Raw genomic sequence first — 10402 nt, forward strand, 5'->3', positions numbered from 1 at the left:
CGCCGCGTTCGCGGCGGCCGCGGACGACGTCGTCGCGCACCTGCCGGCCGAAGCCGGGCGCATCGCCGCACTGCGCGACCGCCTGATCGAGGGCGTGCTGCGGGGGGTTCCCGATGCGGTGCTGCGCGGGGTGCCGCATCCCGCTCCCGCGGGGGCGAGGCTTCCGAACAACGCCCACTTCACCTTCCCCGGATGCGAGGGCGACTCCCTGTTGTTCCTCCTCGACCTCGCGGGGATCGAGTCCTCCACCGGGTCCGCCTGCACCGCGGGAGTGCCCCGCCCATCCCATGTCCTCCTGGCCATGGGACTGTCCGAGGACGAGGCACGGGGCGCCCAGCGATTCAGCCTCGGGCATACATCGACGCCCGATGACGTTGACGCAGTGGTGGCAGCGCTGCCGGGGGCCTACGAACGCGCACGCTCGGCCGGCATGGCCGGCACCGCATCATCCATTCGAACGGCAGGAACAGGTTTTTCATGAGGGTATTGGCAGCCATGAGCGGCGGAGTCGATTCAGCGGTCGCCGCAGCGCGCGCCGTGGAGGCCGGGCACGACGTCGTCGGGGTCCACCTCGCGCTGTCCCGCATGCCGGGGACGCTGCGCACCGGGAGCCGCGGCTGCTGCACGATCGAGGACTCCCGCGACGCCTGGCGCGCCTGCGACATCCTCGGCATTCCCTACTACGTCTGGGACTTCTCGGAACGCTTCAAAGCCGATGTCGTGGACGATTTCGTCGCCGAATACGCAGCGGGCCGCACCCCGAACCCGTGCATGCGGTGCAATGAGCGCATCAAGTTCGCCGCGTTGCTCGAAAAGGCGCTTGCTCTCGGCTTCGACGCCGTGTGCACCGGACACTATGCGAAGGTCATCGAGGATACGGACGGCAACCCCGAGCTGCACCGGGCGGCCGACTGGGCGAAGGACCAGTCCTACGTCCTCGGCGTCCTCACCCACGAGCAGCTGAAGCACTCGATGTTCCCGCTCGCCGAGACACCGTCGAAGGCCGAGGTGCGGGCCGAGGCGGAGCGCCGCGGACTGTCGGTAGCGAACAAGCCGGACAGCCACGACATCTGCTTCATCCCCGACGGAGACACCCGCGGCTGGCTCGAAGAGCGCATCGACATGAGCGAGGGCAGCATCCTCGACGTCGACGGAGCGACGATCGGGAGCCATCCGGGAGCGAACGCATTCACCGTGGGGCAGCGCAGGGGCCTGAAACTCGGCACTCCCGCTGCGGACGGCAAACCGCGCTTCGTACTGGAGATCCGGCCGAAGGACAACACGGTGGTGGTGGGTCCGGAACACCTGCTGGCCATCGACGAGATGCGGGGCATCAAAGTGTCCTGGGCCGGAGTGCCGATCCCCGAGGTCGCCTCCGGTGCGGAATTCGGCTGCATGGCGCAGGTCCGGGCTCACGGCGACCCGGTGGACGCCCGGGCCTTCGTGGAATCCGCGTCCGACGGCGTCCAGGAGCTCGTGGTCCGGCTCGTCGAACCGATGCGTGGCGTCGCGCCGGGCCAGACCGTGGTCCTGTACCAGGGGTCACGGGTCCTCGGCCAGGCCACCATCGACTCGGCGCGGTCCGCCCTTCGGCCCGAACTGGCGGCGGCCGGCAACTGAGGCCTGTCCGGCGTCGCAGTTGGTTGGCGCCGGTTCCCATCTGCTTGACTGGGTGCATGTCTGATACCAACAGTGGCTTCGATCCGACGGCGAGCTCCCTAGCGGGGGTAGCCCCCGAGGTCCTGGCTGAACTCTTCTCCGTGCGCAGCAGCATCGACAACATCGACGCGACCCTGGTGTATCTGCTGGCCGAGCGATTCAAGGCCACCCAGCGCGTGGGCCACCTCAAGGCCGAGCACCGCCTGCCCCCGGGGGATCCCGACCGCGAGGCGGCCCAGATCGCACGGCTTCGCGCGCTCGCCGAGGAAGCCCACCTCGACCCGGCCTTCGCCGAGAAGTTCCTGAACTTCATCATCTCCGAAGTCATCCGACACCATCAGGCCATTTCCGACACCCGGAACGCACGGGATGCCCCGGCAGATCCTAGCTCGTCGGACAGCGACACCGACGGAACCGCCGGAGGCAACCCCGGCGCCGGTGGCGCCGATGTCCACTCCGGGGGGCACCGTGAAGGCTGACTCCTCGACGCATGAGGTGACAGCGACCGCCCTCGGCGAATGGCCGGGATCCGATCCCTTCGAAGCTCAGCGGATCATCCGGGGTGAGCTCGGCAACCCGCACCTTCCCTTCCTGGCGGCGCTGCCGGACCGCGGCCCGGGCAGCGACGCACTGGGGCGGACGCTGGCGATGCTGGTCGAGCTGCCGTTCGACCTCCAGCCGCACGGCTGGCGCCTCGTTGCGCACCCCGGCAGGGACCAGCGCCGGGCGGAGTCGGCACTGTCCTCCGACATCAACGCCCTCGGCGATATCGCCGGGGCCGAAGAGGCACCGGCCGGGCGGATCAAGATCCATCTCCAGGGGCCGCTGTCGCTGGCGGCCAACGTGCACCTGCACTCCGGTGAACGCGCACTGCTCGATGCCGGTGCGCGGCGGGAGATCTATGAGTCGCTGGCCGTGGGAGCCGCGCGGCTGGTGCAGCGTATCGCGGCGGTCTCGCGGGGGGCCGCCGTCATCGTGCAACTCGACGAGCCCGACGCCGACGCGGTCCTCGCCGGCCGGATTCCGACCGCGAGCGGGTTCCGGACGCTCCGGGCGATCGACCGGCGCGAGGCAACCGATGCCTGGGGCCTCGTCCATGCGGCGCTCCGGACAGCAGGTTCCCTCCGGACGGTTGTGGCGATTCCAGCGGACGACGTCGTCCTCGATGCGGCACTGTCCAGCCCGGCCGAAGCCCTCTCCCTGGGGGTTCCGGGCATCAGCGACCGGCAGTGGGAGCGACTGGCGGAAGCGGTGGAGGCAGGCCGGGAGCTATGGACCGGGGTGCTTCCCGTAGCGGGTTCCCTGCCGCAGGTGAGCGCCGTCGTCCGGACCATCCTGGATCCGTGGCAGCGGATCGGCCTTCCGCTGTCGGCGCTCGACGCGCTGACGCTCGTACCCGTCGGCGGGCTGGCTGCACGGAGCCCCGCGACGGCCCGGCTTGTCCTGACCCGGCTCACCCAGGCGGCCGACGCCCTGAATCAGGTGCGTGCCGAGGGCTGAATCGATTCAGGCGCGCCGTGTGCACATGACGGAGCCTTGTCGCCGGCTCCGGCATGGCGGAGGCTAGGCTGAGCCCATGTTCACCCGTACGGCTACTCAGCAATCGGAGCCGATCGTCGTTGAGATTGTGTCCGGTGGAACGCCCTGGTGGGAAATTGTCGGCGCCTTGGGGCCGTTCGCAGTGCTTGTGGCGGCGGTCCTGACCTTCGGGATCGCGTTCGCGACCTTGAAACAACGCAGAACCGCTGATGACTCCGCACTGGAGCAAAAGCGAAAGGCTGATGACCGCTCGGAATGGTGGCGGCGCACCCAGTGGGCACTGGACGCCTCGGCGTCTCGAGACCGTGTCAGGCAAACGGCCGGGCTAAGGGCACTGCGCGTCCTGGCCACGAGCGAACTCGCGACGAAGGAAGAAAAAGAGATGCTTGATGCGGCGTGGTCCGGCGATGAAGCTGTGAATCCTGACAGCAGGAGGTGGACTGGACGGCTCTACGGTATGGGCAGACAATTGATAGGACGCGACCGAGAGAAAGATGCGCAATGAGTGAAGCCGCACGCGCCAGAGTGAAGCCATCCGGATCCCGGTTCGCTGCTGCCCGAAGTGCCGTTGCCCGCAGGGCGGCACCAGCAGATCGAGTCACGATCGAAAGGGCGAAGCTTCGTGTCGTCCTTGATGAGCAGTTGGGCCGCGACACGCCCCAATCGGTCAAGGATCTGGCCGACAGGGAAAGCTGAGCCGCCCGACTATCTGCATTCTGCCGATCCTCGTTCTACCGAGCCGAGAGGTCGGCATGGCCCGCTATAGTCCTGTGCTGAACCGCCGTAATTCGATGACTCCCTTCCGCCGCGATGCCTGACCCTCGTGCCAGGATTGCAGGAAAACTGCGCTAGGTCCGCTCCTCCCACCGGCGGGGCTGGGCATCCAGCGGCAGGGCGCCGTCGAATGCCTCGAGGCGGTAGTCGAAAGCACCCGCATAGACCAGCAGTGTGCCCAGTTGCCGGTGGACCACGCGGGTGCTGATCCGGAACCGTCCGCTGTCCGCGTCCCACCACTGCTCCATATAGGCAAGGGCCCCGACGGCGTCGGGTACCGGGACGCGGACCCCGGCGTAGAGGCGCGTGGCCGACGACACCATGCGCATGCGGCCGTCCTCGGTGACCGAGCAGGTGAGCGCCGTGGCCATCCGGCGGTGGCGGCCCACGTAATCGGTCAACCGGTCGCCGCTGAGGGAGGTGGTGTCCTCGAAGAGCCGCCGGACCGTGCCGAAATCGATCTCCCGCCGCGCCGTCAGGGAGGGCCGGCCGAAGGGGTCGAGGTGCGCGTAGTTCCGGATGGTGAACGGCACGCGGCCGGCATATTCGGGGAAGAAGGCATTCTCCAGCGCGGTGAGCCGGAAGGCGGGCCGCGCAAACCACGCGGGGCATCCGGCCACGTCGAACGTCCCCTTCCCGATCCCGGACGTGCCGCTGTCGGCGTGCAGCCCGAAGTACTCCTGGAGCTCCGGCTGCAGCGTCGAGAATTCCCGGCCCAGGACCTGCTGATACACGGACTGCATGATGTGAAACTCCCTCTTCTCGAAAATCGGTTCGCCACGGCGATCGGATCATTCCACCGGGGCTGGATGGCTCAGAGCCGTCCAGCGGCTTTGAGTCGGATGTACGCGTCGGCGAGTTTCGGCGGAAGATCGCCGGGACTCTCATCCACCACCTCCGCGCCGAGGAGCCGGAGATGAGCGGTGACGGCCTGCCGGTCCAGCAGTGCGCGCTCGGCGGCAGCCGCGCGGAAGGCATCCGATGCCGTGGCCCGCTGGGAGCGCATCTCCTCGAGGCGGGGATCCCGCACGGAGGCGACGACCACCACATGCTGCGCCGTCAGGCTCGGAAGGACCGGCAGAAGGCCTTCCTCCACGGAGCCGGAGTCGAGGGAGGTCAACAGCACGACCAGTGACCGGTGCGCGGATATCGAACGGATCTGGGAGGGGATACGGGACCAGTCGGCCTCGATGAGTTCGGCCTCGAGGGGGGCCATGGCCGTGACCAGGGCGTTGACCAGGTTGCCTTTCGCCGCCGAATCGACGCGGGACCTTCGCCGCCGGTCGAACGCAAGGAAGTCCACCTTGTCGCCGCCGCGCTGCGCGAGGACCGCCAGCAGCAGGGCGGCTTCGATCCCGGTGTCCAGCCGCGGCTCATCGCCGATGCGGGCGGCCGAGGTCCGGGAGGTGTCAAGCACGATCACCACCCGCCGGTCACGCTCCGGACGCCAGGTGCGCACCACGGTGTCCCGTTTCCGTGCGGTCGCCCGCCAGTCGATGGAGCGTACGTCGTCGCCGCGGACGTAGTCGCGCAGCGAATCGAACTCGGTCCCGCCACCCCGGATCTGCACGGCTGCGCGGCCGTCCAGCTCGCGCAACCGGCGGAGCTTCGACGGAAGATGCCGTTTGGAGTGGAACGGCGGCAGGACCCGGAGGCTTCCCGGCGCCGGCACGGTGACCTGCCGGGCGGCCAGGCCCAGCGGGCCGGTGCTGCGGATGGTCACCGCGGTTACGCCGAGGATGCCCCGGCGCTCGGGCACCAGCGTAATCTCCATCCGCCGCGTTTCACCGGGCGGCACGGAAAGCTGCTGCTCAGGATCGACGGCGCCGGCCGAAGGCTGCCACGCCTCGCGGAGCGTTGACCTCAACATTCTGGAGCTGTCATTACGGACGAGGAGGGTGCTGGCACACTGCTCGCTGAGGCGCACGCTGCCCGGTAGATCACGGCGTATTCCCACCTTCCGGGGAGAAGCGGCGAGTGCGAGGTCCACTGCCACCCCGGCAGCCAGCAGCAGGAGCCAGAGGAGGATCGAGGTGCTTCCCGGGTACACGAGAACGGGCACGACGCCGAGCAGCGCGAGCAGCAGGAACCTTCCGGTGATGACCATGGCCTGACCGTCAGCGCGGTACCGGAACGGTGGCGAGGATCCCCGACAGCACGTCATCCACGCGTCCACCGTCCATCTCGGCCTCGGGCCTCAGGGCGACGCGGTGCCGCAGTGCGGGAAGCGTCAGGGCCTTCACGTCGTCCGGGGTCACGAAGGATCGCCCCGACAGCCACGCCCACGACCGCGACGTGCTCAGAAGTGCCGTCGCGCCGCGCGGGGACACCCCGAGCTGGAACGACGGCGACGTGCGGGTGGCCCGCACGAGATCCACGATGTACGCCACGACCTCGGGAGCGATCGCCACCCGGCTCACGGCGCGGCGGGCGGCGTCGAGGTCTTCCGCGCCGGCCACCGGACGCACACCGGCGGCCGGCAGATTCCGAGGATCGAAGCCCTCACTGTGCCGGCGGATCACCTCGATCTCGTCGTCCCGCCCCGGCAGGGGCAGCGTCAGCTTGAGCAGGAAGCGGTCCAGCTGCGCTTCGGGCAGGGGATAGGTGCCCTCATATTCCACGGGGTTCTGCGTCGCGGCGACGATGAACGGCGTAGGAAGCGCCCGTGACACTCCGTCCACCGATACCTGGCGCTCCTCCATGGCCTCGAGCAGCGCGGCCTGCGTCTTGGGCGGCGTCCGGTTGATTTCGTCCGCGAGCAGGATGTTGGTGAAGACGGGCCCCTCCCGGAAGGTGAATTCGGATGTCCGCGCCTCGTAGATCAGCGACCCCGTGATGTCACCCGGCATGAGGTCGGGTGTGAACTGGACGCGCTTCGTTTCAAGGCTCAGCGCCGTGGAAAGCGTCCTCACCAGCAGGGTCTTCGCGACGCCCGGCACCCCCTCGAGGAGGACATGCCCATCCGAGAGGAGTGCGATCAGGAGACCAGTGACGGCGGCATCCTGGCCCACGATGGCCTTTCCCACCTCGGTCCGGACGTCGAGCAGCGCTCGGCGGGCCGGTTCGATGTCCAGGGGCGGGGCGTGTTCCTGCTGGAGTCCGTTGTTCGGGTTCATTGCTGGTTGATCTCCTTTTCAAGATCGAGAAGTTCCTGTGAGAACTGCACGAGTTCCCGGTTGGCGTCCGGAATGCGGTCGATGATCCGCGCCAGGTCGGGCTGTGGACGCCCGGTGCGAACCGCTGCGGCGTCGATGATCTCGCTGCGCGTGCTCGAACGCGGCAATCGCAGGCGCACCGCCAGCCGGCTCAGGGTCGCCGCCCGCAGGTTCGCCGCTGCATGCTGCACCGATTTCGAGTCCTGGTACAGCCTCGCGCGGCCCTCCGCCGTCTCAGCGGCGCGGACGACGACGGGGAGCGGCTCGGTTGCCAGTGGGCCGAGACGCCGTCCGCGCCAGAGCATCGCTATTCCCGAGCAGATCAGGAGCCACACCATGAGCGGATTGATCCAGTTCGGGAGCAGGTTCCGGGCATCGACGGGGGTGCCGGTGGTTGCCAGATCAGCGGTGGTGGGCAGGTACCAGACAAGGACCGGCTCGCTGCCGAGCGCCCGCAGTGCCAGAGCGGCGTTGCCCGCACTGGAAATTTCCCCATTGGTGAGGACGTCCATGTTCCCGATCACGGCCGTGTCCTGGTTCGCTGTCGTGACGTAGGATCCGCCGGCGCTGTCGTCGATCATCGAGGAGGCCGGAAAGCACTCGGCGGGCCCCGAATAGCCGCTTCCGCCGCTGGTGATGCTGCCGGCGGCGCGGGCGGCGTCGTCGTCGCACTGCGCCCGGACCGTGTCCGGTTCCTCCGGCAGGGGCCCGACGGTGCTGATGGCGGGGGCGAGGACGTCCAGCTGGTCCTCCGTCGGTGCGGCGAGCACGGTGCGGGCCGACGCGCCGGCCAGCCCAGCGAGTTGATCGTCGTTGAGCCAGCTGTCGGGGTCGGAGAGGAAGAGGGTGGCGCCCTCCGACAGGCTCTCACGCGCTTCCGCGTAGGAACCCGGCCGAATCACCTCGACACCCTGGTCCTGGAGTACCTGGACGAGGGCGCGCGACCCGCCGGGTGACGCATTGCCCGGGGACAGCGGGCGGGTATCCTCCTCGGATCGCGTGAGGACGGTCAGCACGACGACGGCGGCAACCACCAGTGCGAGCAGAAGGTACGGCAGTGCGCGCCGGAACCGGCGACGGGCCGTGTCGAGGACGGTGCCGCCGTTCCCCATCACTTCCGCTGCGCGCGCCCCACCGCCGGCACGGGCCTCGGCATCCATTCGGGGAGCTCCCTGCGAAACGGGGGATGGGTGGACTGTAGCGGTGGGAGGCTGTGCCGGGCTGCTCATCGAGGAGCCGCCGGAACTGCCGGAGCGGGTGCCGGCGAAGGACGCAGATCTTCAAGCAGGCTATCGAGGCCCGCTGCACGCTGCTGGTCCTCGGCCGACGCACGGAGGTGACCGTAGTGCACCTCATTGAAGCGGTTCGCCAGCCACTCGATCTCCGGGGAGGAGCGGGGAAAAGCGTTTCCGAGCTGGAGCGCCGCCTCGGAGGCGGTCCGCCCGGGCCGGCTGTCGAGGACAACCCGTTCCTCAGCCGACCGGATGATGGCCCGTAGCCTCTCGGTCAGGGCCTCGTCCCAGTTCCCGGCCGCCGCGGCCGCCTCGGCGCGCGCCCTGTGCGCCGCCGCGGTTCGGGCTGGACTTCCGTGGAAGACGCCGGATCCCGTGGACGCGCGACGCGCATTGAGGCGCGGCCGGACCAGCACCCCGGCGATGAGGATCAGCACGGCCGCGCCCACAGCCAGCACGATAGTGCCCGTACCGGCGTCGAGCCCCCTCAAGGACGAGAAGCTTGCCTCCAACCAGTCCAGCACACTGGTGATCAGCCGCTCCAGCAGGGTCGGCTGGGCTTCCTGGTAGACGGGCTTCGCGAGTTCCTCCTCGAGAAGCCCCTGCGCCTCATCGGCATCGGGAAGGAGGTCCGAAGGGGGCAGGTCGGCCATCAGGGTCTTCCCGTCCTCGGTCCACCGGATCCATGGCCGAAATGCACCGACGTGCCCGGTAGGGCATCGCTGGGGATGCCTCCGGACTGCTCGTGCTCCTTCATCAGGACGACGTCGAACCCTTCGCGACGGATCCGCAGGTCGATGTAGAGCAGCGCGGTGACACCGGCCTGGAAGGCGTAGCCGATGGCGGTGAAGAACGCGGTGATGCCCTGGGTGACCAGCAGGAGGGGCAGCGAGCTGGAGAAGTCCGCACCCATCGCCAGTGGGGAATCGCTGAAGCTGAAGAACAGCGGGAGGAGGAACGCCAGCGGAGCGGAAATGACCGAGGCGATGATCGTCACGATGATGCTGGTCAGGACGACGATGCCGAACGTCCTCCACCAGTTGCGGCGCGTCAGCACCCAGGAGCGTCGGAGGGAGGCGAACGGGCCGGTGCCTTCGAGCATGAGGGCAGCGGGCGCCACCACCAATTTGATGCCGAGCCAGATTCCCAGGGCGACCACGCCGAGGAACAGCGGAAGAATGATCCACAGCGATGCAGCCTCCAGAGCGACGGCGAGTCCCACCGAAATCAGGACGAAGACTCCGAGCACGACGGCGGTTCCGACGGCGAGCAGCAGTCCGAGCAGGACCAGCGGCAGAATCCTCCTGCCCGCCAGCTTCCACATCAGGCTGAAGCCGGTCCTCTGGTTGAGGACCGCTCGCGCCACGGGAATCACGAGGACCCCCTGAAGGATCAGCAGCCCGGCTGCGGACATCACGGTGATGACCGATGTGAAGGATGCGAGCGTCGCGAAGAACCCGCCGAGATCCTCGGTGGAGGCGGTTTCGGGGTCCAACTGGTCGAGTGCCGCGAACAATCCCGAGGTCATCAGCACCGTCACCACGGTCACGACCGCCTGGAAGAGGATCGCGCTGCCGAAGGTGGCCAGGGGATTCCGCCGACAGGCCTGGAAGGCGCCGTCGAGCATTTCCCCCAGGCCGAGGGGACGCAGCGGAATCACTCCCGGCTTCGGGGGAGCGAGGTACATCCCGTTCTGCCAGTTCTGCCCGTTCTGCGGGGGCCCGTAGCCACGCCACTGCGGCGGTTGCCCCCACTGGTTTGCAGGGACGGACGGAGGTTCGTAGGGCTGGTTTGCAGGGACGGACGGAGGTTCGTAGGGCTGGTCCGTGGGACCGGTGTTCCCGCCCGGGCGGGGGATCCGGCCCGTATCCGGTCCTCCGGCCGGCGACGGCAGTGCGCCAGGAGGGTGCCAGGCGGCGTCCTCGGGAGGGCCGTCCTGCGGATGATTACCCATGATGTCCCCCTGGAAACGAGCGCCGCCTACCACTGTCATCTTGAACTATAGTTTCAGCCCCGTATTCTGCGGGAATGGATCGGCGGACC

Annotated in this window: 11 protein-coding genes; 5 read left to right on the forward strand and 6 right to left on the reverse strand. The window is 68.6% G+C overall.

Going from position 1 to position 10402, the window contains the following annotated elements; genetic code table 11:
* The 5 genes from Y705_RS21555 to Y705_RS20550 form a co-directional block, all read left to right on the forward strand.
* Positions 1-481, forward strand: a 481-nt coding sequence (locus Y705_RS21555) for an aminotransferase class V-fold PLP-dependent enzyme (protein ID WP_155850110.1), incomplete at its 5' end; no start/stop codon positions are given.
* Positions 478-1620, forward strand: coding sequence for a tRNA 2-thiouridine(34) synthase MnmA (gene mnmA / locus Y705_RS20540; protein ID WP_081738106.1), 1143 nt, complete (start codon positions 478-480; stop codon positions 1618-1620). The genes Y705_RS21555 and mnmA, both read left to right, overlap by 4 nt.
* Before the next feature lie 56 nt (positions 1621-1676).
* Positions 1677-2138 (forward strand): chorismate mutase, encoded by a 462-nt coding sequence (locus tag Y705_RS20545; RefSeq protein WP_081738107.1) that lies wholly within the window; start codon positions 1677-1679, stop codon positions 2136-2138.
* Positions 2107-3159, forward strand: a complete 1053-nt coding sequence (locus tag Y705_RS0115310; RefSeq protein WP_049822865.1) for a uroporphyrinogen decarboxylase/cobalamine-independent methonine synthase family protein — start codon at positions 2107-2109, stop codon at positions 3157-3159. Before Y705_RS20545 ends, Y705_RS0115310 begins: the two co-directional genes overlap by 32 nt.
* A 76-nt stretch (positions 3160-3235) precedes the next feature.
* Positions 3236-3703: a hypothetical protein gene (locus Y705_RS20550; protein ID WP_049822866.1), complete on the forward strand. Its 468-nt coding sequence runs from the start codon at positions 3236-3238 to the stop codon at positions 3701-3703.
* Positions 3704-4046: 343 nt separating this feature from the next.
* Here Y705_RS20550 and Y705_RS0115320 read toward each other — a convergent pair whose 3' ends face one another.
* The 6 genes from Y705_RS0115320 to Y705_RS20565 all read right to left on the reverse strand — a co-directional run bounded on the left by Y705_RS0115320 (position 4047) and on the right by Y705_RS20565 (position 10313).
* Positions 4047-4715 carry a DUF4166 domain-containing protein gene (locus Y705_RS0115320; protein ID WP_049822867.1) on the reverse strand — a complete coding sequence of 223 codons (669 nt, stop codon included), beginning with the start codon at positions 4713-4715 and terminating at the stop codon, positions 4047-4049.
* 71 nt (positions 4716-4786) lie between these two features.
* On the reverse strand, positions 4787-6079 hold the full coding sequence (locus Y705_RS0115325; RefSeq protein ID WP_026533490.1) for a DUF58 domain-containing protein: 1293 nt from the start codon (positions 6077-6079) through the stop codon (positions 4787-4789).
* Positions 6080-6089: 10 nt separating this feature from the next.
* Complete coding sequence (locus Y705_RS20555; RefSeq protein WP_049822868.1) at positions 6090-7088, reverse strand: AAA family ATPase; 999 nt, start codon at positions 7086-7088, stop codon at positions 6090-6092.
* Positions 7085-8287 carry a DUF4350 domain-containing protein gene (locus Y705_RS20560; protein WP_049822869.1) on the reverse strand — a complete coding sequence of 401 codons (1203 nt, stop codon included), beginning with the start codon at positions 8285-8287 and terminating at the stop codon, positions 7085-7087. Before Y705_RS20560 ends, Y705_RS20555 begins: the two co-directional genes overlap by 4 nt.
* Before the next feature lie 65 nt (positions 8288-8352).
* Positions 8353-9012: a DUF4129 domain-containing protein gene (locus Y705_RS0115340; RefSeq protein WP_026533491.1), complete on the reverse strand. Its 660-nt coding sequence runs from the start codon at positions 9010-9012 to the stop codon at positions 8353-8355.
* Complete coding sequence (locus Y705_RS20565; protein WP_162149100.1) at positions 9012-10313, reverse strand: DUF7847 domain-containing protein; 1302 nt, start codon at positions 10311-10313, stop codon at positions 9012-9014. The genes Y705_RS0115340 and Y705_RS20565 overlap by 1 nt, the downstream gene beginning before the upstream one ends.
* Between the last annotated feature and the right edge of the window lie 89 nt (positions 10314-10402).

Origin of the sequence: Arthrobacter sp. H41 (genome assembly GCF_000520535.1) — a bacterium.
In the GTDB taxonomy this organism is placed as follows: Bacteria; Actinomycetota; Actinomycetes; order Actinomycetales; family Micrococcaceae; genus Arthrobacter_D.

Coding starts and splice junctions, on each gene's coding strand:
- mnmA (WP_081738106.1), top strand. CDS start 478: ATGAGGGTATTGGCAGCCATGAGCGGCGGAGTCGATTCAGCGGTCGCC.
- Y705_RS20545 (WP_081738107.1), top strand. CDS start 1,677: ATGTCTGATACCAACAGTGGCTTCGATCCGACGGCGAGCTCCCTAGCG.
- Y705_RS0115310 (WP_049822865.1), top strand. CDS start 2,107: ATGTCCACTCCGGGGGGCACCGTGAAGGCTGACTCCTCGACGCATGAG.
- Y705_RS20550 (WP_049822866.1), top strand. CDS start 3,236: ATGTTCACCCGTACGGCTACTCAGCAATCGGAGCCGATCGTCGTTGAG.
- Y705_RS0115320 (WP_049822867.1), bottom strand. CDS start 4,715: ATGCAGTCCGTGTATCAGCAGGTCCTGGGCCGGGAATTCTCGACGCTG.
- Y705_RS0115325 (WP_026533490.1), bottom strand. CDS start 6,079: ATGGTCATCACCGGAAGGTTCCTGCTGCTCGCGCTGCTCGGCGTCGTG.
- Y705_RS20555 (WP_049822868.1), bottom strand. CDS start 7,088: ATGAACCCGAACAACGGACTCCAGCAGGAACACGCCCCGCCCCTGGAC.
- Y705_RS20560 (WP_049822869.1), bottom strand. CDS start 8,287: ATGGATGCCGAGGCCCGTGCCGGCGGTGGGGCGCGCGCAGCGGAAGTG.
- Y705_RS0115340 (WP_026533491.1), bottom strand. CDS start 9,012: ATGGCCGACCTGCCCCCTTCGGACCTCCTTCCCGATGCCGATGAGGCG.
- Y705_RS20565 (WP_162149100.1), bottom strand. CDS start 10,313: ATGGGTAATCATCCGCAGGACGGCCCTCCCGAGGACGCCGCCTGGCAC.